General features: G+C 60.8%; 17 protein-coding genes. 8 read left to right on the top strand and 9 right to left on the bottom strand.

Annotated features, from left to right (window positions below; translation table 11 throughout):
• The first annotated feature begins 93 nt into the window (after window positions 1–93).
• Window positions 94–1,569: an anthranilate synthase component I gene (gene trpE / locus EIP75_RS13400; protein WP_125243779.1), complete on the top strand. Its 1,476-nt coding sequence runs from the start codon at window positions 94–96 to the stop codon at window positions 1,567–1,569.
• 137 nt (window positions 1,570–1,706) lie between these two features.
• Window positions 1,707–3,974: a putative bifunctional diguanylate cyclase/phosphodiesterase gene (locus EIP75_RS13405; protein ID WP_125243780.1), complete on the top strand. Its 2,268-nt coding sequence runs from the start codon at window positions 1,707–1,709 to the stop codon at window positions 3,972–3,974.
• Window positions 3,975–3,978: 4 nt separating this feature from the next.
• On the opposite strand, the gene EIP75_RS13410 is transcribed toward EIP75_RS13405, so the two are convergent.
• Window positions 3,979–5,109 (bottom strand): acyltransferase family protein, encoded by a 1,131-nt coding sequence (locus EIP75_RS13410; RefSeq protein ID WP_125243781.1) that lies wholly within the window; start codon window positions 5,107–5,109, stop codon window positions 3,979–3,981.
• A gap of 301 nt (window positions 5,110–5,410) precedes the next feature.
• On the opposite strand from EIP75_RS13410, the gene EIP75_RS13415 reads away from it, so the two are divergent.
• Window positions 5,411–5,608 (top strand): hypothetical protein, encoded by a 198-nt coding sequence (locus EIP75_RS13415; RefSeq protein ID WP_125243782.1) that lies wholly within the window; start codon window positions 5,411–5,413, stop codon window positions 5,606–5,608.
• Between the two features lie 99 nt (window positions 5,609–5,707).
• Window positions 5,708–6,904, top strand: coding sequence for a tyrosine-type recombinase/integrase (locus tag EIP75_RS13420; RefSeq protein WP_125243783.1), 1,197 nt, complete (start codon window positions 5,708–5,710; stop codon window positions 6,902–6,904).
• Between the two features lie 107 nt (window positions 6,905–7,011).
• On the opposite strand, the gene EIP75_RS13425 is transcribed toward EIP75_RS13420, so the two are convergent.
• On the bottom strand, window positions 7,012–7,638 hold the full coding sequence (locus EIP75_RS13425) for a GTP pyrophosphokinase (protein WP_125243784.1): 627 nt from the start codon (window positions 7,636–7,638) through the stop codon (window positions 7,012–7,014).
• Window positions 7,635–9,824: an integrase domain-containing protein gene (locus EIP75_RS13430; RefSeq protein WP_158622843.1), complete on the bottom strand. Its 2,190-nt coding sequence runs from the start codon at window positions 9,822–9,824 to the stop codon at window positions 7,635–7,637. Before EIP75_RS13430 ends, EIP75_RS13425 begins: the two co-directional genes overlap by 4 nt.
• A 921-nt stretch (window positions 9,825–10,745) precedes the next feature.
• Here EIP75_RS13430 and EIP75_RS13435 point away from each other — a divergent pair.
• From EIP75_RS13435 to EIP75_RS13445, 3 genes are all read left to right on the top strand, one after another.
• Window positions 10,746–11,870 (top strand): PRTRC system protein D, encoded by a 1,125-nt coding sequence (locus EIP75_RS13435; RefSeq protein WP_233584853.1) that lies wholly within the window; start codon window positions 10,746–10,748, stop codon window positions 11,868–11,870.
• Window positions 11,867–12,106 carry a hypothetical protein gene (locus EIP75_RS13440; RefSeq protein ID WP_125243786.1) on the top strand — a complete coding sequence of 80 codons (240 nt, stop codon included), beginning with the start codon at window positions 11,867–11,869 and terminating at the stop codon, window positions 12,104–12,106. Before EIP75_RS13435 ends, EIP75_RS13440 begins: the two co-directional genes overlap by 4 nt.
• An 84-nt stretch (window positions 12,107–12,190) precedes the next feature.
• On the top strand, window positions 12,191–12,769 hold the full coding sequence (locus tag EIP75_RS13445; RefSeq protein WP_125243787.1) for a hypothetical protein: 579 nt from the start codon (window positions 12,191–12,193) through the stop codon (window positions 12,767–12,769).
• A gap of 135 nt (window positions 12,770–12,904) precedes the next feature.
• On the opposite strand, the gene EIP75_RS13450 is transcribed toward EIP75_RS13445, so the two are convergent.
• From EIP75_RS13450 to EIP75_RS13475, 6 genes are read right to left on the bottom strand one after another with little or no spacing between them, the layout of a single operon-like run.
• Window positions 12,905–13,633: a M48 family metallopeptidase gene (locus EIP75_RS13450; protein WP_125243788.1), complete on the bottom strand. Its 729-nt coding sequence runs from the start codon at window positions 13,631–13,633 to the stop codon at window positions 12,905–12,907.
• Window positions 13,623–16,895, bottom strand: coding sequence for a type I restriction endonuclease subunit R (locus tag EIP75_RS13455; protein WP_125243789.1), 3,273 nt, complete (start codon window positions 16,893–16,895; stop codon window positions 13,623–13,625). The genes EIP75_RS13450 and EIP75_RS13455 overlap by 11 nt, the downstream gene beginning before the upstream one ends.
• Window positions 16,892–18,133 (bottom strand): restriction endonuclease subunit S, encoded by a 1,242-nt coding sequence (locus EIP75_RS13460; protein ID WP_338014924.1) that lies wholly within the window; start codon window positions 18,131–18,133, stop codon window positions 16,892–16,894. Before EIP75_RS13460 ends, EIP75_RS13455 begins: the two co-directional genes overlap by 4 nt.
• The gene (locus EIP75_RS13465) at window positions 18,060–19,109 is read right to left on the bottom strand and encodes a virulence RhuM family protein (RefSeq protein ID WP_125243791.1); all 1,050 of its coding nucleotides are present in this window, start codon (window positions 19,107–19,109) and stop codon (window positions 18,060–18,062) included. Before EIP75_RS13465 ends, EIP75_RS13460 begins: the two co-directional genes overlap by 74 nt.
• Window positions 19,102–20,616, bottom strand: coding sequence for a type I restriction-modification system subunit M (locus EIP75_RS13470; protein ID WP_125243792.1), 1,515 nt, complete (start codon window positions 20,614–20,616; stop codon window positions 19,102–19,104). Before EIP75_RS13470 ends, EIP75_RS13465 begins: the two co-directional genes overlap by 8 nt.
• A gap of 9 nt (window positions 20,617–20,625) precedes the next feature.
• Complete coding sequence (locus EIP75_RS13475) at window positions 20,626–21,234, bottom strand: restriction endonuclease subunit S (RefSeq protein ID WP_125243793.1); 609 nt, start codon at window positions 21,232–21,234, stop codon at window positions 20,626–20,628.
• Between the two features lie 195 nt (window positions 21,235–21,429).
• On the opposite strand from EIP75_RS13475, the gene EIP75_RS13480 reads away from it, so the two are divergent.
• Complete coding sequence (locus EIP75_RS13480; protein ID WP_125243794.1) at window positions 21,430–21,720, top strand: type II toxin-antitoxin system HigB family toxin; 291 nt, start codon at window positions 21,430–21,432, stop codon at window positions 21,718–21,720.
• Window positions 21,721–21,751: the final 31 nt, after the last annotated feature.

Consider the following 21,751-nt stretch of genomic DNA (forward strand, 5'->3'; position numbering starts at 1 on the left):
CGCGCACGCGAGCGTGCCTCGGCCCACCGCCTGCCTGTCGATCCCGAGCCGCCACACCGGCGCTCGCCCCTTCGCGCAGAAAGCTGAACGAGCATGATTTCCCAAGACGATTTCAACACCCTGGCCGCCCAGGGCCACAACCGCATCCCGCTGGTCGCCCAGGCCCTGGCCGATCTGGACACGCCGCTGTCGCTGTACCTCAAGCTCACGCGCGGCCAGCGCAACAGCTTCCTGCTCGAATCCGTGGTGGGTGGCGAGCGCTTCGGGCGCTACTCCTTCGTCGGCCTGCCTGCGCGCACCCTGCTGCGCGCCACCGGACCGCATGTCGAGGTGCTGACCGATGACGAGGTCGTCGAGACCTTCGACGGCAACCCGCTGGATTTCATCGCCCAGTACCAGCAGCGCTTCAAGGTGGCCGTGCCCCAGGGCCTGCCGCGCTTCATCGGCGGGCTGGCCGGCTACTTCGGCTACGACACCGTGCGCTTCATCGAGCCGCGCCTGGCCGGCACCACCAAGCCGCAGGGCATCGGCACGCCGGACATCCTGCTGCTGCAGTGCGAAGAGCTGGCTGTCATCGACAACCTGGCCGATCGCCTGTACCTGATCGTTTATGCCGACCCGTCGGTGCCGGGCGCGTATGGCCAGGCGCGTGCGCGCCTGACCGCGCTGCAGGCCCAGCTCAACGAGACCGTGGCCGTGCCGCCCATCGGCGCCGGCCCGGCCTACCCGGTCGAGCGCCACTTCGCCAAGGAAGATTTCGAGGCCGCCGTGCTGCGCGCCAAGGAATACATCGCCGCGGGCGACTGCATGCAGATCGTGATCGGGCAGCGCCTGCAGAAGCGCTACACCGCCTCGCCCCTCAGCTTGTACCGCGCGTTGCGCTCGCTCAACCCCAGCCCCTACATGTACTACTACGACATGGGGGACCACCAGATCGTCGGCTCATCGCCCGAGATCCTGGTGCGCCAGGAGCACGCCGCCGAAGGCCAGACCGTCACGATCCGCCCGATCGCCGGCACGCGCCCCCGCGGCGCCACGCCCGAGGCCGATCGGACCAACGAGACCGAACTGCTGGCCGACCCCAAGGAGCGCGCCGAGCACGTGATGCTGATCGACCTGGCGCGCAACGACATCGGCCGCATCGCCCAGACGGGCACGGTCAAGGTGACGGAGGCCTTCGGCATCGAGCGTTATTCGCACGTCATGCACATCGTCAGCAACGTCGAGGGGCGCTTGAAAGAGGGCCTGTCGGGCCTGGACGTGCTGCGGGCCAGCTTCCCGGCGGGCACACTCAGCGGCGCGCCCAAGATCCGCGCCATGGAGATCATCGATGAGCTCGAGCCCGTGCAGCGGGGCATCTATGGCGGCGCCGTGGGCTACCTGAGCTTCGCGGGCGACATGGACGTGGCCATTGCCATCCGCACCGGCGTCATCAAGGACCAGACGCTGTACGTGCAGGCCGGTGCCGGTGTGGTGGCCGATTCGGTGCCCGAGCTGGAATGGAAGGAAACCGAGGCCAAGGCGCGTGCCGTCGTCCGGGCGGCGGAACTGGTCGAGCAGGGGCTCTGAACCGGGCGTCCTGCGCAAGCCTTGCGCGCCCGAAAAACCATATCAGGGTAAGCCAGGGGGTCGGGTCATCCCGGGATGACCGATAAAGTCGGTTACACCCTTTTTGGCCTCTCTCCAGCAGTGCAGCGACCCCTATCGTGATCTACACCCTCGCGGTCTACACGGCGGTGACCCTGGTCACGGGTGTTGCCCTCCTGCTGGTCTGGCGCAACGACCGCTCCCAGGCCTTCACCCGGCTGCTGGGGCTGTCGCACCTGGCGCTGGCCTTCAACCCGCTGGCCTACCTGGCCTGGAAGCACCCCGACCCTATCCTGCACGCGGTCGGGCAGGTGGTGATGATCGGCCTGGGCACCGGCTACATCGTGATGCTGATCATGGGCGGGGCGCACCTGTCGCACCGCAAGATCGCGCCGCGAACCTGCTGGATGCTGGTCGCCGGGTTTGGTCTGTTCTATGGGGTGATCACCCAGGCCCTCAGCTCCGCCCACGGACAGATGGCCCTGGCCACCTGCAACACCCTGGTCGGGCTGATCCTGATCTGGTGGTTGCGCCGCCAGCCGCTCAGCGAGGTCCTGAGCGGTGTGTTCATCACCCTGTGCGGGCTGGATCAGTTCACCTATGTGATGCTGGGCGAGGCCGGCGTGGAGCTGCAGACCGCCCTGGCCTCGGTGCTGCGCGTGATGCTCTGCCTCACGCTGATCTACGCAGCCTTCGAGCGCTCGGTCAAGCAGATCCGTGGCCTGGACCAGCGCTTCCAGGAGCTGGTGGACCGCTCTCACCAGGGGGTCACCGTCATGCGCAATGGCAAGGTGGTCTATGCCAACCCGGCCTTCCTGCGCATCTATGGCCTGAGCGACCCGGAGCAGGCGCGCCAGGCCCTGCTCAACCCCTGGCTGGACGCCACGGTGCCCGAGGCCGACCGCGCCGCCGTGGTCGAGCGCACGCGCCGCATCATCCTGGGCCATGTGTCGCAAGAGAGTTGGGAAGGTGAGCGGGTCTCGCTCGATGGCCGCCGGCTGCAGCTGCGCTTTTCGGCCTGGCAGGTGGAGTGGGATGGCCAGCCTGCGATGCAGATGGTGGTCACCGACGACACCGAACGCCACGATGCCATGCGCGCCCTGCTGCGCCGCGCCACCCGCGATGACCTGACGGGCCTGCCCAACCGCAGCGCGCTGCTGCAGCGCCTGCGCGAGCTGTTCGCCGATGGCGAGCTGTCGGGCTTCGTGCTGGTGTCGCTGGATGTGGACCGCTTCAAGCTCTTCAACGATGCCCACGGCCACCGCGTGGGCGACCAGGTGCTGCAGGGCCTGGCGCAGGCGCTCAGCCACAACCTGCATGGCCATGCCGAGGTGATGCGCCTGGGCGAGGACGAGTTCGCGCTGCTGGCCGTGGCCTCGGATGGCCCCGCCACGGCCGAGCGCCTGACCCGCACCGTGCGCGAGGTGCTGGCGCAGCCGCTGGTGCTGCCGGAGCACCAGTTCTTCCTGGACGTGTCCATGGGCGTGGCGGTGCACCCCTCGCAGGCGCATGGCCCGGAGGGCCTGCTGCAGGCGGCCAACGCGGCCATGCACGAGGCCAAGCGCCTGCCCGGCACCTCGGTGCACTACGCACAAGAGCACACCCCGAACGGCATGGGCGCCTTGCTCACCGCCGAGCAGGCCCTGCGCGCCGGCCTCAAGAACGAAGAGTTCACCCTGCTCTACCAGCCCAAGGTGGACGCGCGCGACCACCGCCTGGTCGGCTTCGAGGCCCTGGTGCGCTGGGACCGCCCGGGCCAGGGCCGCATCAGCCCGCTGGATTTCATCCCCGCGGCCGAGCGCACCGGCCTGATCGTGCCCCTGGGCGCGCTGATCCTCACCCAGGCCTGCCGGCAGATCGCCCAGTGGCGGGCTGATGGCGGCGCGGTGGTGCCGGTGGCCGTGAACGTGTCTCCGCTGCAGCTGCTCGATGCCGGTTTCCCGACCGCCGTGATGCGCACCCTGGCCGAGTTCGACGTGCCGCCCGCCCTGCTCACGCTGGAGATCACCGAAAGCGCGGCCGTGACCCACATGGCCCAGGCGCGCGACCAGATCGGCCAGCTGCGCCAGCAGGGCGTCGAGGTGGCGCTGGACGACTTCGGCACCGGCTTCTCGTCGCTGAACATGCTGCGCGGCCTGCCGCTGAGCACCGTCAAGATCGACCGCAGCCTGATCGACCCGATGCCCGCCCCCGACGCGGCCGCCGTGGTCAAGTCCATCTGCGACCTGGCCGGGGTGCTGAGCCTGGAGGTGGTGGCCGAAGGCGTGGAAACCACCGAGCACGCTGCTGCCGCGCTCGCTGCGGGCTGCAACGTGCTGCAGGGCTACTACTTTGCCAAGCCGCTGGATGTGCCGGCGGCCTCCGACTGGCTGCAGGGCCGGCGCTGAGCGCTCAGCGCTTTGCCGGCATCAGCCGCGCACGCAGCCAGGCCTGGGCCGGCACCTCGATGGCCCGGTACACGATGGCGGCCAGGGCGAACACCACCGCCACGTAGCCCAGCAGCCACCACGGGCTGCCCAGCGGCAGCCGTTCTGCCAGGGGCTGGCCCACCGCCGTGGCCAGGGCCAGTTGCAGCGGAAAGTGCAGCAGGTAGCTGGCATAGGTGGTGTTGCCCAGCAGGCTGATCCAGCGGGCTGTTCGCGCCGAGCGTGGGTGCACCCAGGCCAGCAGCAACAAGGCCGCGGCCGGTGTCAGCAGGGCCACGTAGATCATCGGACGCAAGGCATCCAGGGCCGCCAGGGCGGTGCCCGCCAATGCCGCCAGGGCGGCGGCGCCCAGCGCCGCGCCGCGCCACCGGGCTGCCAGCGAGGGCAGGGCCTGGTGCACGCGCTGCGTCAGCCCGCCCAGGTAGAAGAAGAACACGCACAGCACCACCGGGTGCGTTGTCAGCTTGAAGGCATAGAGGCCGCCGGTGAGCGCGATCACCGCCGCGGCATGCCACCACCGCGTCAGCCCCAGCCGGCTCAGGGCGAAGAACAGGGCATAGGCCAGGATTTCGATCGAGATGCTCCAGATGGGGCCGTTGAAGGACCAGTCCCCTTGCCCGCCCCAGTCGCTGACCATGAACAGCTGCAGCACGAAGTGCTTTGCATCGTTGTGGCCATAGACGTAGTCCGCACCCGCCTGCTGGCGGTACAGGGCCAGCAGGGCGGCCACCGCCAGCAGCGTCAGCAGGTGCAGCGGGTACAGCCGTGAAAAGCGCAGCACCGCGAAGCGCCATCCGCCCACGCGCGCCTGGGAGATCGGTGCGGCGTACTTCCAGAAGAAGATGAAGCCCGACAGGCACCAGAAGGCCTGCACGCCCAGGAAGCCATGGTGGTACAGCGGCTGCAGCCATTCGAACCAGGGCTGGGCCTCGCGGCTGAAGCCCACGGGCACGCCCGCCACGTAATAGAAGTGCTGGTAGTGCCACACCAGCACCGACAGGGCGCAGGCGAAGCGCATCAGCTCCAGGCCGAGCAGGGTCTTGGTGGGGGCCGCCGCGGTGCCGGGCTGGGAGGGGCTGGAGGTCATCGTTGCCATGGATCATGTCACGGCTGAAGCGTGTTCCAGCCGCACGCGCCCCCCGTGAGCAGGGGCCACGCACCGCCTGCGCAGGGTGGGGCGCGCCCATGTAGAATCACCCGCATGCAGCACCCCTCGGGCTTCAACACTCGCCTGTTCTTCGGCTGGTGGCGGTAACGCCAGCCAGACACTGCACGCCCCTGCGCGCCGCATCCCCGGCGGTCGCGACCACCACAGAGGGCTCACACCGAGGGGGGAATCATCGAGGGCCGTGCCACGCACTTGTCCCTGAACAGAATCCACGCACAGGATCGTTCCCATGCTGCTCATGATCGACCAGCCCCAAGGTCGTTTTCTGGCGTCCCATGCAGGCCCAAAATCCGGCGTTCTCCTGGGAAGCGTGGCTCTTGACGTCTCACCAAAGCCCCTCTCATCCCGGAAAAAAGCGGGTATCAAAGCGGGTATCGATTTTGAGCTGTTGCCATGGTCAAAGCACCCGTCTGACGGTACCTTGTAAGCAGCATTGCACCCACTGATCTTGACGCGCCAGGCATGGCTGCAAAGATGAATTCAGGTCGGCTCGCCTGTGCGCGCCGGGGAATTCAGCGGAGCAGTCATGCCACTTACCGACATCAAGATCCGTCAGGCTAAGGCCAGCGAAAGGCCGCTGAAGCTCTCTGATGGCAACGGCCTGTACCTGGAGGTCAAGCCCAACGGCTCGAAGCTCTGGCGCTACCGGTATCGCATCGATGGCAAAGAGAACCTGTTTGCGCTTGGCGACTACCCGACCATCACCTTGTCCGAGGCGCGCAAGGTCCGCGACGACGCTCGCGAGCTGATCAAGAAGGGGCAGCACCCTGCACATGATCGACAGAACGGGCGACGCCAGACCATCGCGAGCAATCGCGACACCTTCAAGGCCATCGCGCAGGAGTGGATCGAGAAAAAGCGTGGTGGCTGGACGCCCTACTACCTGCTGCAAATCGAGCGGGGCATGAAGACGGACATCTACCCGCGCATCGGGCGACTGCCCATCCGAGCCGTGACATCGGCAGACGTCCTGGCCATCCTGGACCGCGCGTCGAAGCGCGGCGCGGAAACCGTGGCGCTCAATTTGCGCCAGTGGTGCTCGGCGGTGTTTCGCTATGCCGTCGCAACGCTGCGCGCGGACCTTGATCCGGCAGCGCCTTTGCGTGGTGCCGTCATTCGGCCACCCGTTGAGCACAGCAAGCCGCTGTCACGAGAAGACATCGCAGACCTGCAAAAGCGACTCGCTGTGTACGGCGGGCACCGCACCACCATCATTGCCGTGCGACTCTTGCTGCTGACCTTTGTCCGCACCACTGAAGTGAGGCATGCCGAATGGGCTGACTTCCATCTGGAGGAAGCCGAGTGGCGCATTCCTGCCGAGAGGATGAAGATGCGCCGCATGCACATCGTGCCGCTGGCAAGGCAGACCATTGAGGCCTTGCGTGAATTGAAGGCCGTCACTGGTGATGGACGTTGCCTTTTCCCGAACACCCGACGCCCGCATGACGTGATGAGCGGCACCACGGTCAACCGCGCCCTTTCCATCATGGGCTTTGCTGTTGGCGAAGTCTCGGGCCACGACTTCCGAGCCACTGCCTCGACGCGCTTGCACGAGATGGGCTATCGATCTGAAATCATCGAGCTGCAATTGGCGCACACCGAGCGCAACCGCGTGAAGGCGGCCTACAACCATGCTGACTATTTGGCAGAACGGCGGCAGATGATGCAAGCCTGGGCTGATTGGTTGGACGGAGTGGTGTCGGACAAAGGTCCGTTGCTGTGAATTTCTTGCACACCATTGGCGTTCACGATGTCGTATATCCGAACCTATTCGCGTGGATTGGTTCGATCAGGGAACGTGTGGTCGAAGGCGCGTTTGGCGCAGCACCTTCAGTGACTGCTAGTCCCGTTTAGCTCATCGTGGAGTTGGGCAAAGATCTGGTCGGCGCCCCAAGCCTGCGCTGCTGTGAAGGCCACTTGTCGGCATTGCAGCGGTGTCAATGGGTCGCTGGGCTTATATGCGAGATCGTGCTCGGCTTCGCTCCAGGCGTGTTGGAAGAGCGTTTTGACCTGCAACTCGAAGAATTGCGGTGTCCTTCCTCGATCCGCACTATCGTCGAACAGATCTTCCGGGAATGCCAAGATGAAGTGCTTGCCTACATATCCGAATTCGTTGACAGAGTCTGGGATGAGCTCTCTGCTTTCGATTCGACGGAAGTAGCGATCAACCTCCTCGCTGACCACCTCCACATCTTGCTTGTAAAAAACGATGACCCGAGCGCCCACAAGATCTTGTATCTGATCGAAAGGGTGCTCGTATTTGCGCCCTCCATCAGGTTGTAATTTGTTGGCCTTTGCCAAGAACCTATCCGGGCTTTTGGCACGAGCTGAGACCCTGTCGATGCGGGGTATGTCCTTCAGCATGTCTTGTAGGTGCGAGGTGAGTCGCTCGGCCAAAGATTGCAGTATCCCGATGTGGCGAGCGCGGTAATCCGCAAGAAGTTCCGCGTCGGTCATTTCGTCTTCTTCAAGCGTTCATCAACGACTGCGCCGGTCGTGGAAAAAGTGTGCACGTCTTTGCGCTTCGTTTCTTTAAAGCATTCTTCGAATTTGTCGGCTGGAGCAGTCAGTACGGCGCCATTGTCGAGTTCGACTTGCTTGTAGGCAAGGTGACGCGAGAATTCAGCTGCATCGAACCGAAACTTCTCGTGGACAAGGCGTGCTGGACTAACCTTGGACAAAATCGCCTGCTTCGTCCGTTCAGAGAAGTGAAAGCTGTCGCAAAAATCTGCGATGGTCATCGCTTTCTTGGGGAGGTTGCCAGCCAGATGAGCCGCTGAAGTGATCTCGCTCTTGATCTCCATGGTCGTCGTGGCAGCTATGGCTGCCCGTAATGCGCTTGCCAACCGCTTTGTTCCCTGTGCGGCGGTTGTTGAGAACTCGGAGCGCAGGAAGTCGACGATCCAGTAGTCAGCGACGGCTTTGCTGCCGTGGTTAATTTGCTTGTCTACAACGTGCCCGGACCAAAGTTGGTTCGGCTTGCCGTTCGACGTATAGGTGGCCGCTTTGTACGAGAAGGCACTCTTGAGAAACACTTGCTCTACGAACTGGACGGTAAGCTTACTGGTCGATTTTTCGGCAACTACCCCCTCGTCGGCGGGGAAGCGAGAAATGACGACGCGTGTGTGGTCGGCGCCCTGGCCCATACAAATGAACAATAGCCCCATGCCGGACGTGCCAGAGGTCGCATTCTGAAGTCGGCTGGCGAGTGGCGCGGCAGTCGCCACACCAGGGGTCTCCAGCAGCGCAAGCAGCTCACTGCGGACTGCATTTTCCTGCTTGTCTCCGTCGGATGTGAACATGACGGGAACATTGCAGTCCTTGCCAGCGTTGTCGAAGATGTCTCGAAGCATCTTGCAAAGCTTGCCATCATCTAAAGGGATCTCCGTGCCGGACATGCTCGCTTCTTCGGCATGGCTCCTCTTCGGGTACGTGAGAAAGCTATATATCGCCTCGACTGCCATCGAATCCCCTTCCTGCATCTGATTTTCAAAGATGATAACTGCAACTAAAGGTAAGGCAGTGTGCGATGAGCGCAGATGGCGGGGGCATGGGTTCTCCTCGGTCGTGATGGGTGCAGGGTGCGATGCTGAACCACCTGCTGACGATGAGGAGGCCGACGATCCGAGGTAGGCGTTGACGATCTGAGGTCTCCCATGGCCCAATTTAGCTGCAATGTCTTGCCTTGCAGCCATGTCTACCGTGCGGTCCACCGCCTCGCCGCCATTGACCGGCGCAGCCGATCCCGTTGCATCCCGATATTCATCCGCAGCGTATTGGTGCCGGAGGCCATGCGGCACCACGCCCAAGGCCTTCTTGGTCACGCCGAAGCGCTCCATTACATAGCGCAGGTGACGGATCGCCTGAACCAAGGTCAGTTGTGGATCACTGATGCTGTCGCTCTGCCCAATGACCAAGCCTTGCGCCAGCTTGATGGCCTGCAGGCGTGCGTCGGTATCGATGGGCACGTAGCGCTTGCGTCCGCCCTTCGTCCCCCTGTGCGTGAAGAGGTACAGCGCGGTGTCGCAGCCTGCCTGACCAGCCTGCGCGGCAGTCAGCACGTCGGCATGGGGGCGCAGCATGCAGGCTTCCTTGAACCGCAATCCAAACGCCTGCATGAGTCGCAGCGAGGCCGCTGCATGCAGATCATGGCGTTCAACCTGCGACAGCACCTGATCAACATCCACGCCGCGCTCTCGCCAGGCTTTTGGCGAGGTCGCAATGTAGCTGCGCGTGATCAGCGCCTGGTCGTCGAAATAGGCGCTCAGTGGTTTGACCAGCTTGGGCTTGCCGATCCATCCCGCAAAGGTCGTGAGGAAGCTGTGGTACTTCTGCAGCGTGGCCGCGCCCAGCTCCCCATGCTCGGCCCGCTGGCGCCAATCGGCCATCAACAGATCAACATGCCGCCCGCTGAACGAGCGCGGATCAAGCTTGAAGCATTTGACTGGGTTGTCTCGCAGGAACGAAAAGATGCGGAAGCAAAACTGCCTGCGCTCCTCCATCGTGGCGTGCGACACGCCTTTGCCTTTCGTGGAGTGGCGCCAGTTGTGGCGCTCCAGGATCAGCGCCAGAACGTATTTCCAGCGCTGTGGCTGAAGGGGAAGCCTGTCCAGTTCAACAGGCGGCGTTTGAGTCTTGGTCATGATCAGTCCATTTCGTGCAGTCAACGGTTGAAGGGGTTGAGAGAGGCGCGTGCATCCCATCGCACGCAAGGTCAGCATTCGGTTGCGAGCAAAGCCGCAGCCAGGCCAGTCGTAAAAGTGAACGCCGTGCACACGGTGTCAGGCACACGTGGCTGCTCGCTCGGGGCGAACCGCAGATCAACCGGTCTGGCCGGAAGGCTGCGCAGCAAAGTTGCACGGGCGTCACCCGTACGGGATGCCAATCAAGGCACCCACATCGAACGCCGCCGCCAGACCGTCTGATGGCACCGAAGCCAACGCGGTGCAGGGTCTGTTCACGCCAATCCGCAAGCTGTCGGTCGGGCCGACATGACAGGGGATGCTCGAAGCAATGCGTGAGGCGGGGCGAAGGGGATCACGGGCGTCGCGAGAGCGCGCGCCGTTTGCCAGGGCCTCCAAGGGCGCAAGGCAAGCATCGTCGGTTCAAGACCGACGTGGATCCACCTTGACACGCAGGCATGCGTGCCGCAAACAAGCTGACCACCATCTTGCTGATGGCCAGTGGGGACACTTCGGACTCAAGGTCCAGCGTGACATGGCGTCACGACTCCAGGGCTTCCTTTGGCGACCGATGCGCCCGGTGTGGAAGCTACCGGCTTGACGCCATCAAAGCATGCGCTAGGCGGCACCTCAATGCAAGCGCAAAAAGTGCCGTTATCCCGCCATTACCCCTGATCGCCGATGACCTGGTCTGCGCGCCCTTGGGGTTGACAAGGCTTCGCGATACCTCTCTCTCCGAAACCGGTCTCGCCAAGCGAAATGAGCCCGATTGCAGGCAGAGCCCAATCAGACCAGCCATGCGCTTGACCCCGCCGTGGATGAGCGTGGTCCGTGCGCATTGGGGGCTGAGCCGGACTGGGTTCGAGGCCATTGATCCGGCTGATGCCGAAATCCACCCCATTCAGCGCCCTTTGCCAGTGGCTGGTTGACCCGCCTTTGCGCACCCTCATCAGCATCTGTTCTTCTTTGGGGGCTTTCATGAGCATCGTGCGCGCTATTGATGTTGGATACGGCATCACCAAGTACATCCGCCGAGTTGACGGCGACTGCATCGAATGCGGCAGCTTTCTATCGATGGCTGAGTTCTGCTCAAGCGACACCACCATGCAAGGGTTGGGTGGTCGGCGCGACACCGTCGCGGTGCCAATGGGCCCTCACTTCTACGAGGTTGGGCCAGACATTGAACTGGCCCTTGAGCCATGGCGGTCAACGTTGAAGGGCGAGGATTTCATCACCACGCCTGAGTACCTGGCCTTGATGCGCGGCGCGCTGTATTACATGAACGTCGAGGTCATCGACCTGCTCGTGGTGGGCCTGCCGGTGGCCTATTTCGCGGACAAGAAAGACAGCCTGGTCAAGCTGGCCGAGGGCGAGCACGCGGTTGGGCGGGGCCGCAAGGTTCTGGTCAAAAGGGCGCTTGCCGTGGCGCAGCCGCAAGGAGCACTGGTCACCTACGCAGCACAGCAAGGCGTGCTCGATCAAATTCAGCACCAGGACAGCCTGATCATTGACGTGGGTACCCGCACCTTTGACTGGGTGTCCACACGCGGCATGAGGCTGTTGATCCGCAAGAGCCATTCGGTTGATCGAGGCATCAACAACATGCTGCGCATCATCGCGCGCGAGATATCGCGTGACATCGGTGCGATCTACCTGCATCTGGATGCCATCGACTTGGCGCTACGCAAGGCGCGCCCACTGACCTTGTATGGCAAGCCCTATTCCATCGAGAAGTTCAAGCCTTTGGCCATGACCGTGGCTCACCAAGCCGTGGGCGCGATGCTCAGTCAAATCGGCGATACACAACGGTTTGACAACGTCGTGCTGACAGGCGGGGGCGCCCAGATATTCAAGAAGTACATCAAGGAAGCGCTCCCCCGGCACAGCTTGCTGGAGTTGGCCGAGCCCCTTTATGCGAACGTGCGCGGCTTCCAGCTTGCGGGACAGGGGCGGGTTGAGGCCGAGGCAGGACTTGATGCCGTGGCCCAGGTGGAGCAGCGGCGGTGACGCGCCGTGCCGATGAATCCGAGCTGGTGATCTACGTGGCGATTGACCAAAACAGTGCGCCGCTGCTGCATGCAGACCTGGTGCGCTTTCGCAAGGGCCCCAAACGCGTCCAGCGGCTGCGCATGCTGGCGCTACAAGGGCTCATCTTTGAAACTGGCGCACAGCCCAAGCCGCCGCGCCCGCAAGGCGGCACTTCCGCCGCTGGTGGCGTCTTCAGCGAGCCAACCGACGACTGATGTGTGCCCGGCATCGCTGATCACCGGGGTTGACTCCCCAAGCTTGCGTGTGACCGTGGTCGGGTCAATGCAAGGAGACCCGATATGCGCAAGTTTTGGTACATCACCGGCGAGCTGGCCGAGTTGCAGCGGTACATCAATGTGCCGATGCGATGGTGCGAGCAATACCCTGCCCGCGAACGGCGCGAGTTCTGGATCGCCGCCGATGATGGTCGTGACATCAAGCTCGTTGTTCACAGCCGAGTGATGCCCGTGCGCCGGGGGCACCGGGTCAATGTGTTGCTGCTGGGCGATTGGGTCGTCGGGCTGGCCAACCTGACGACGGGGCGGCAGGTGAATTTCGTGTCAGAGGATCCGCCACTGTTGCTGCGCAAGTGCGATGCACTAGCGGTGCTGGCCATCCTGGCTGGTGGTCTGGCCGCAGCGGTGGCCTGGGACGTTCGGAGCCTGTTGCTCACCGTACCAATGGTGCTGCTGTACCTACCGGTGCGTGTTTTGGGCCGTTGGCTGGCGACGTGCCGATTGCGTGGGCAGGTGAGCCATTGGCTGGCATCCGTCGTCTGGGAGCCGCGCGCCAGGGCCAACTCCCTCTTGGTATCGCCGCCTCCGAAGGCGCACAACGTCTACAAGTTCTGCCAGAAAGAACGGCGACTGGAAGACTGAGTCGAAGCTTTGCTCAAGGAGCATGGCGTCACCTGCAGCATGAGCCGTCCGAGCGAGGTGTGGGGCAACTCGGGCAGGAAGAGCTTCTTCAGTCAATGAAGACGAAGTGCATGCCAGGAAGGACTCCCGCGTCGCCTACTCGCGCAGAAGCACATCCGCGAGCGAATCCAAGCGCAGCTTGACCCTTTGCCACCCCGGCATGTGCTTATCAAGCAGAGCATAGAAGCGGGGGCTGTGGTTGTGTTCCTTTAGATGACACAGTTCGTGTAGCACCACGTAGTCCAAACACTCTCTGGAAGCTTTGACCAAATGTGGATTCAAGGTTAGCAAACCTGCAGGTGAGCAGCTACCCCACTGACTGCGCATATTTAGCAACCGAATGGGCGGAACGCCCTTCAACCAAGCCAGTGAATGAGCCATGGCTGTGACCCGCTCCTGAAACACCACGCGCGAACGCTGGCGATACCAACCTTGAAGCCCCGCTTGTACCAGCCCGACGTCATCCTGAGGCACAACCACTTCAATGTGCCCACCCCGCAGTCGAACCGCAGTGGGTGCGTTAGGCACCAACGAGACCTTCAGGCGGTAGCGCCGCCCCAGGTAGTGCAGCGACTCGCCACTGACGTACTCACGAGGCAGAACGTGGCGCAATCGCTCCTTTGCTGCGGCGACATGCCCAAAAATCCATCGCACCCTGGCTCCGACCGCTTGATGAATGTCTTGTTCAGAGGCGCTTTCAGGCGCATCAACCAGAACACGGCCATCGGGCTCTACATGGATGGCCACTTTGCGGATGACACGTCCAGGTTGAATGCGAACTTCATAAGGCAAGACATGTTCGCCGTAGTGAAGACTAGCCCGCATGGCGACTCAGCCCGACCCGCGTGATGTGAATCACTTGTTCAATGACCTGTTTGGCGTTGTCCAAGCCCATGACGGCAAACAACTTGGGCAACAGGCCCTTGCGAATGGCCGCTTCAATGTTCTGAGGGTTCAGCGAGTTTTCCGCAACGGCATCGCTCACCACCTTGTCGATCTCGAAGGCCAATGGCACCTGAGCATCAGCCGTATCGTTCAGCACCATTTTCATCACGCCGAAGTAGGCCTTGGCATGGCCGTTTTCACCGAAGGCATCTGGAACGCCCGGCGTCGCGCGCGCCTGCAAAGTCTGCTCGAAATCCTTGAACAAGGCATACTGCTTGAGGGGGTGGTCAAACATCGCCTCGGCATCGGCGATGGCTTGCTTGAGCAGATCAGCGAACACCTTCTGTGCATACGGATCATCGGCAAGGTCCTGTTCAATGGTCTTGCGCAGACGGGTCTTGATCATGTCCGTCTCATTGCGTGTCTTCTCTTCTGTCCAATCTTCAGGCTGCTCTGGCTTGCCGAGCTCATGCACCAGGTAGACCCCCTCTGGCTCTCGCACTTCTTTGCCGATGACCTGCTTGTCTACCAGCTTGCGGATCTGCTCTTCGTAGACGCTGTAGTCCACCGTTTCCATCGCATCACGCCGTGCAGTCTTGCGTAGCTCAGAGAAGAACCGAAGGTCTTCCTTGTACCGGGTGATCTGTTCTTCAGAAAAGCTGTGGTCCTCAAAGAAGCTGCGCGACGACAGCGCCGTTTGCAGACACAAGCCGAACTCGGTCAAAGCGGCGTAGAAGTCTTCGCGTAGTTTTTGCCGCTCGTCGTACTCCTGGCCGTCCACACCCGTCACGTACCTGGGGGTCAGCACCTGACGGTACTGCTCAGTGTCTTTGCGGTTGACCACGCCCTTGAAGAAGGACCACAGCTTGTCACTTAAGCCTGGCAAGCGCTTGTACTCGGTGCTGAACTGCCGGTACAGGCCATCAAGGTCGGCCATGTCGAAGCCACCTTGCGTTTTCGCTTCCAGGTCTTGATAGGCGCGCACTGCCGTGTCCAGCTCCTTCAATATGCCCCGGTAGTCCACCAGCACGCCATAGCGTTTGGCATCGTGCAGCCGGTTCACGCGCGCAACGGCCTGGATGAGGTTATGCCCCTTCAACGGCTTGTCGATGTAGAGCACGGTGTTTCGGGGCTCATCAAAGCCAGTGAGCAACCGGTCCACCACGATCAGCAGATCGGGGCTGCCGTCACTTCCAAAGTCTTGCAATGCATGGCGCTCATAGCTTTCAGCATCCAAGCCTTTGTCGATGATGTTTTGCTTCCACCACTTTTGCACTTCAGGCAGCTGGTCTTCGTCGACCTCATCATTGCCCTCACGCGTGTCTGGGGGAGAGATCACCACCACGCTGCTCACCAGGCCTGTCTCGTCCAGGGCCTTCTTGTATCGGATGGCATCCAGCTTGCGCTCGGTGGCTACTTGGCCTTTGAGGCCCATGCCCAGTTTCTTGATGTTCTCGTTGAAGTGGGTGGCAATGTCCCAGGCGATCAGTTCAATGCGGTTGCTCGCTCCGTAGATGGCACCCTTCTTGGCAAATTTTTGCTTGAGGTCGGTGCGTTGCGCATCCGCAAGGCCTGCCGTGATCTTGTCGAACCAGCGATTGACGGCCTCTTCATTGATGGTGAGCTCGGGGATCCGCTCTTCATATAGCAACGGCGCCACGGTCTCGTCTTCCACCGCGCGCTGCATTGTGTAAGCGTGAACGATGGGGCCAAACTTGTTAGCAGTCTTCTCGTCTTTGAGCAAAGGCGTGCCTGTGAAGGCGACGTAGGCCGCTTTGGGCAAGGCCTGCTTCATCCGCTCGTGGGTTTCGCCGCCATGGCTGCGATGGCCTTCGTCCACCAAGACGATCAAGTTGGGTGAATCATTGCGGCAGTCAGGCAGCTTGGCCGCCGTATTGAACTTGTGGACCAAGGTGAAGATGATTCGGTCGTTGCTGTGGCCAATGCGCTTGGCCAGCTCACGGCCCGAAAGCACCTTGCTGCGTTCGCCTTCTTTCTTGGTACCTACTGCAGAGCCAAAGGCGCCACCGGACATGAAGTTTTTGGCCAGTTGCGATTCCAAGTCGATGCGGTCGGTCACGACCACCACACGGCATTCCTGCAAGCCCTCGTTCAGCAGCAATGCTTTGGTCAGCAACACCATGGTGAAGCTTTTGCCGGAGCCCGTGGTGTGCCAGACCACCCCCCCCTCACGACTGCCATCAGGCTTGAACGTGTTGAGCCGAGCCAGCAATGCCCGAATGCCGAAGTACTGCTGGTAGCGCGCAACCACCTTGCCGACCTTGCGGTCGAACAGCACGTAACCACGCAGGAAGTCCAGCAGGCGCTCTGGATTGAGCAAACTCACTAGCAGCTTGTCCTGGTCTGTCGGCAGCATGGGCTGGGACCATAGGGATTCAAAGTAAGTACGCATCTGCGCAGGCTTTCCTTCGAAAAGTGCCGTGTGCGTCTCTGGCGTCAGTTGCTTGTTCTTTAATTGGCTGAAGTGAGCTTCATCGAACTGCTCTTCTCGCCAGCGTGCCCAGAATTTGGCGGCGGTGTGTGTTGTGCCATAGCGCCCATCGAGCTGGCTGATGGATAGAAGCAGTTGGGCATTTGCATACAGGCTGGGGATTTCATCGGAGCGCTGGTTACGCAGGTGCTGGCTGATGCCCTCGGTCACCATCGCTTTGTCGGCACGGCTCGACTCGGGGCGCTTGGCCTCGATCACCACCAGGGGGATGCCATTGACATAGCCCACCACATCCGGTCTTCGGGTATGCGTGCCTTGGGTGGAGAGCACCTCCAGCTCTTCAGTCACGTCCCAGAGATTGGCCTCAGGCCGGTACCAGTCAATCACCGCAATGGTGGGCTGGTGCTTCTTTCCATCGGGCATGAACTCGGTGACGGTGATGCCCAGGGCCAGCTTGTTGTACAGCCGCTCATTGGAGGCCATCAGGCCTTCTGCCAAGCCGATGCTGGAAAGCTCGCGCACGATCTGGTCGATGCCGCTGGGCGACAAGGGGAACTGCTCACCCTTGTATTCGAAGCGCCTCGTCTGCAGCACCTCGATGAGACGGGGCTTGAGGATGACCTCTCGGGTGCTGCCGCGCAGGGCCAGGGCTTGTGCCGTTGGCAAGAAGTGCCAGCCCAGGTTGATGAGCAGATGCAGCGCCGGGATGTGGGCGCTGTATTGCTCGCGGGATTGGGGGACCGTGCTCATGCGGCCTCCCGCTGCGCGGTCGATTGAGGCATGCGAATACGGCGCTTGCCAGTGAGGAGGTCGGCCATGAGGGCGCGCTTTTGCAACCTCAAGGCATCGAGATCTTTTTGCAACAACTTGATTTCGCTTGATGCAGCAGTCAGTACATCAGCAATGTATTTTTGACGCGCCATTGACGGTACTGGAACCGTGACGTTCATGAAATCTGCTGGACGGATGTTTAGAAGACCATTGTTTCTGACTCCAGTGTTGACCAGCGCACCGAGCTGATCATGGAGGTAGTCCGCTTCAAAAAGGTACTTGAAGTAGTCTGGGGCGCACCGCTCATCAAGCTTGAAGCAGACGTAGACATGAGGCACCAAGCCCTGTTCATAGTCTTCGAGCGGAAAGATGCAGCCAAATTCATATAGTTTGGAGTTGCCCTTGTTGTAGGCAAACTCACCGCGTTTTAGCAAAACGTAGTCATTCAGGCTCTTGCCCGCCATGAAGCGACTGTATTTCTCGTTTTGCCGCACAAATCCAGCCCCCGAAGAAATCATCAAGACAGGATGCTTCGCTCCGTCGCTTGTGCGTTGAATTCGCTCAGAAATTGCGTGCAGGGACAGAATTTCTTGCTGATCCACACTGTTTGGCAGCAACGCTTGCATAAGAGCTTTTTTTTGCTTCCAACTGTTTTCAAGGAGCTTTTCGGTACTGGAGATGGCGGCGCCCCACACATCCAACAGTTCGATAGCCTGTCGCTGTTCATTGATCGGCGGCACTAGTATTTCTAGTTCCTCAAGTCCAGCCTTCGTGAGTTTGTAGCGCCCCACACCTTGCCTTGACAGAACAGGCGTTAGATCTCGGTGCATGTAGTAGTAGTAGAACCACTTTGCCAAGCACTCTTCTGAGTCGCCGATCACGTGCGCATGGTTGTTGACATTTGACTTCCCGTCGTGGAACAACGTCATTTGGCGCTCCTTGAACTTCAGGAAGTGATCTCCGTCCTCCCCAATTAGTGCAATGGGCTCATCGATTCGGTAGTGGTCCAGAAAGTCCAATACGCCAGTTGGGCCAAAGTACGGATAGGGTCCCCTTTGCTGCTGTCGATCAGTGCTATTGATCGGAAATCGCAAGCTGTTCTTGATGGAACAACTACGTCCGACCGTTGAAGCTTTCCAGCCATCAGGCAACATCCTTCCCTCCCTTGCTGCTCTTGCGTCGGCCGTTGATCTGCTTCTCGACCCGCTCCAACTCATGCATGTCCGCGCGATCCGCCTCTAGTGCCTCGGCCTGACGCCGCGCCGCATCGAACTGCTCATAGCGCGCGTGCACGATGCTCGTCATGCCCTGGTGGCTCATATTGCCGGGCCCCTGCAGTACTGCCTGTTCGTTGAAGGTCATGAAGCTGTCCACATAGGCCCGCCAGTCGGCCATGCGCAGGTCCTTGCGCTGCATGGCCCGCAGCTCGGCAAAGTCCAGGAACATGCTGACGATGCGGTTGAGTTGGTCCAGCTCTTCCGCGTTCAAGTAGTTCTTGGCCACGGTTACGTCGCCCTTGCGCACGCGCCCGCCTTTCCAAGAAGTGAGGGACATGTTGGGCTGGGTGGGGTCGGCACGCTTAACAATGAGTTCGGCTGCTGTATTGCCTGTTACGGCGAAGAACATCTTGTTCTGCACTTCGGCGAAGAACAATCCGGTGGCCTGTCCATCGTCGGCGTAGTCCACAGAGAGAGCGAACAAGTCGCGCACTTTTTGGTAGAAGCGCTTTTCCGAAGAACGTATGTCGCGGATGCGCTGCAGCAACTCGTCGAAGTAGTCCCAGCGGTCACCGTTCTTGAGGCGTTCGTCGTCCATGACGAAGCCTTTGATCAGGTACTCCTTCAAGTGCGTGGTCGCCCACTGGCGGAACTGGGTGCCACGCGGCGACTTCACCCGGTAGCCAATGGCCAGGATCATGTCCAGGTTGTAGAGCTTGACCGAGCGCCGTACCTGCCGCGTGCCTTCGGTTTGAACTATTAAGTCATCTTTAACAGTTCGAACTTCGGTTAACTCTCCCTCATCCAACACGTTTTTGATGTGAATGTTGACGTTTGGAATGGAAGTCTGAAACAGTTCGCCCAATTCGCTCTGGCTGAGCCAAACGCTCCCGTCCTCTGCGCGCAGGAAGAACTGGGCCGATCCATCTTCGGTGGCATACAGCACCAACTCGGCGCGTGGCTTGGGTTCATTCATAGCCGAGCTCCTTCAGGTAGCCCGTCATCTTCTCCTCCAACACAGCCAACTCGGCCTTGAGCTTCAGGCGCTCTTCCCGTACTGCCTTCAGGTCGATTGCTTCGGCCACTTCGAAGGTGTCCACGTAGCGAGGGATATTCAAGTTGAAGTCGTTCTCAGCCAGTTCAGCAGGGCTTGCCAGGTAGGCGTACTTGTCGATCGTTTGACGTTCGCGCACGGCCTGTTCAATGCGATCTAGATCTTGAGGGCGCAGGATGTTCTGGTTCTTGCCGTCCTGGTAGCCACGGCTGGCGTCAATGAACAGCACCTTATCGTCTGCTTTGCGCTTACGAAGCACCAAGACAGCGGCAGGGATGCCTGTCCCGTAGAACAGTTTTTCGGGCAGGCCGATCACCACATCCAGCAGGTTCTCTTCAATCAGCTTTTGTCGGATCTTGCCCTCGGCAGCACCTCGGAACAGCACGCCGTGCGGCACCACCACCGCCATACGGCCGGTACCCGGCTTCATGGTTTCGACCATGTGCGAGATGAAGGCATAGTCTCCCTTGGTGCGCGGTGGAACGCCTCGGCGGAAGCGGCCAAAGCGATCCGCATCTGCACCCTCATGCCCCCACTTTTCCAGGCTAAATGGGGGGTTGGCCACCACGATGTCAAAGTGCTTGAGCGTGTTGTTGCTGTCCAGCAGTTTGGGGTTGCGCAGAGTGTCGCCCCACTCCACACGGTGGTTGTCTTCGCCATGGAGGAACATGTTCATCTTGGCCAGGGCCCAGGTACTGCCAATGGCCTCCTGCCCAAACAAGGCATATTTGCGGCTGCCAGTGCGCTCTCTGACCAACCGCCCACACTTCATCAGCAATGAGCCTGAGCCACACGTTGGGTCGCAGATCTCGTCTCCCTCTTGCGGATCCATCAAGCGGGCCATGAGGGTGGACACCTCAGGAGGCGTGTAGAACTCGCCAGCCTTCTTACCGCTGGTAGACGCGAAGTTCTTGATCAGGAACTCGTAGGCGTTGCCGATCACGTCCAGTGTGCCCACCCGGCGCGGGCCCAGATTCAACTCATCTTTGGCAAAGTCTTCGATCAGGTGGCGCAGGATGTCGTTCTTCTGCTGCTCGTCGCCCAACTTGTTGGAGTTGAACGTGATGTCCTGGAACACGTCTCGCAGCTTGCCGATGTTGGCGTCTTCAATCGCGTGCAGCGCGGTGTCAATGCGCTCGCCGTTGCCTGGTTCAAAGCGCTTGGTGTACAGCGAATAGAAGTTGGCACGTGGGGGCAGTACGAAGCGCTCGTTCTTGAGCATCTCGGTGATCAGCTCGCCGTGGTCACCAAACTGCTTCTTGTAGTCGTCGTAATGGTCCTGCCAGACATCAGACATGTACTTCAGGAAAAGCATGGTGAGGACATAGTCCTTGTAGATGCTTGGGTCCACGGTTCCGCGAAAGGTATCGCAGGCGTTCCAGACAGCTGCGTTGATGTCGTCCTGGCTGACGGTGGTTGCTTCGGTCATGTGATGGGCTCAAGAAAAATTCAGGGGGTGACCGCTGGCCAATGCATTGGCCAGCGCATCAAGTTCTTGTTCGCGATTGCGGATCAGGGCTGTGAGGAGGGTCTTCTCACTCAAGGCCATGTCTGCGAGGTCCACCAAGAGCCGCTGAGTCTTCATCGGCGGAATGGTGATCTCCAACGCCTCCAAAGCGGGCTTGGCGACGCTGAGTTGGTGTGAGCCGGATGCTGCTTGCTGCAACTGCCGTTGAACGGGCTGCTGGCCGATCTGCCAGGCCAGAAAGGCAGGCAACACAACGCCGGGGTCGCGAACGGTCAGGTGAAACAGGTGGGCGCCACAGACTGCAAAAGGCGGTGGCAGGTCTACATAAGCCGCGTGGTATCGGCTGCCACGTGAGATGAAAAGCAGATCACCCTGCTTCAGCCAGTCAGGGTCTTTGCGCCCGATCAGCTCCGTACAAACCGTAGACGACCAATCGATCTGGCCGGTAGGGAGGATGTCTTTCATCTGCACGACGGCCACAGAGCCATTTGCGAACACCTCGACTGCACCACGGAAGGGGTGACCAGCGCGGATGTAGGCCACGTCTTTCAGAGGGGTTGTCTGTGCAGCATCGTTCATGTTGCAAATTTTACCGCACTTGTGCTACGATGCCAATATCATGTTTTATTGCAGCATCTCTAATGCTGCGTTTTATTGAGCGCTAAGAACGGAGGGGCGAAAACGGAGGTAGAATGAAATTAATGAGGGACATTTGACAAATCCCAATTTGGGAATGTACACTTGCGATCAAGTGGGAAAGCCAATGCGGCACCTATGCAGCTAGTCAACCTGGAAGTTCTTGAAGCGCTGAGGCAAGCTCATGCAGATGCGTGCGGGGCACTGGATGCTTGGCGCTCAGAAGTCGAGAAGGCGCATTGGGCTGGCCCACAGGACGTCAAGGATCGGTTCTCAACGGCCAGCTTCTTGGGCGACAACAGGATCATTTTCAACATCAAGGGCAATTCATACCGGCTTGTCGTGAAGGTTCGCTTTCGCAACGGTATTGTCTTGATCGAATGGGGCGGCACGCATGCTGAGTACGACAAGAAGAACTTCAGCAAGTAGCCCACCCATGAGCTTTAGGACCAGGAGATCA

Origin of the sequence: Aquabacterium soli, from assembly GCF_003933735.1 — a bacterium.
Taxonomy (GTDB): Bacteria; Pseudomonadota; Gammaproteobacteria; order Burkholderiales; family Burkholderiaceae_C; genus Aquabacterium; species Aquabacterium soli.

Excerpts from the sequence above, each read along its gene's own strand:
- trpE (WP_125243779.1), top strand. The coding sequence starts at position 94 with ATGATTTCCCAAGACGATTTCAACACCCTGGCCGCCCAGGGCCACAAC.
- EIP75_RS13410 (WP_125243781.1), bottom strand. The coding sequence starts at position 5,109 with ATGGCAACGATGACCTCCAGCCCCTCCCAGCCCGGCACCGCGGCGGCC.
- EIP75_RS13415 (WP_125243782.1), top strand. The coding sequence starts at position 5,411 with ATGCTGCTCATGATCGACCAGCCCCAAGGTCGTTTTCTGGCGTCCCAT.
- EIP75_RS13420 (WP_125243783.1), top strand. The coding sequence starts at position 5,708 with ATGCCACTTACCGACATCAAGATCCGTCAGGCTAAGGCCAGCGAAAGG.
- EIP75_RS13425 (WP_125243784.1), bottom strand. The coding sequence starts at position 7,638 with ATGACCGACGCGGAACTTCTTGCGGATTACCGCGCTCGCCACATCGGG.
- EIP75_RS13430 (WP_158622843.1), bottom strand. The coding sequence starts at position 9,824 with ATGACCAAGACTCAAACGCCGCCTGTTGAACTGGACAGGCTTCCCCTT.
- EIP75_RS13435 (WP_233584853.1), top strand. The coding sequence starts at position 10,746 with ATGCCGAAATCCACCCCATTCAGCGCCCTTTGCCAGTGGCTGGTTGAC.
- EIP75_RS13445 (WP_125243787.1), top strand. The coding sequence starts at position 12,191 with ATGCGCAAGTTTTGGTACATCACCGGCGAGCTGGCCGAGTTGCAGCGG.
- EIP75_RS13450 (WP_125243788.1), bottom strand. The coding sequence starts at position 13,633 with ATGCGGGCTAGTCTTCACTACGGCGAACATGTCTTGCCTTATGAAGTT.
- EIP75_RS13455 (WP_125243789.1), bottom strand. The coding sequence starts at position 16,895 with ATGAGCACGGTCCCCCAATCCCGCGAGCAATACAGCGCCCACATCCCG.
- EIP75_RS13460 (WP_338014924.1), bottom strand. The coding sequence starts at position 18,133 with ATGAGTTGGAGCGGGTCGAGAAGCAGATCAACGGCCGACGCAAGAGCA.
- EIP75_RS13465 (WP_125243791.1), bottom strand. The coding sequence starts at position 19,109 with ATGAATGAACCCAAGCCACGCGCCGAGTTGGTGCTGTATGCCACCGAA.
- EIP75_RS13470 (WP_125243792.1), bottom strand. The coding sequence starts at position 20,616 with ATGACCGAAGCAACCACCGTCAGCCAGGACGACATCAACGCAGCTGTC.
- EIP75_RS13475 (WP_125243793.1), bottom strand. The coding sequence starts at position 21,234 with ATGAACGATGCTGCACAGACAACCCCTCTGAAAGACGTGGCCTACATC.
- EIP75_RS13480 (WP_125243794.1), top strand. The coding sequence starts at position 21,430 with ATGCAGCTAGTCAACCTGGAAGTTCTTGAAGCGCTGAGGCAAGCTCAT.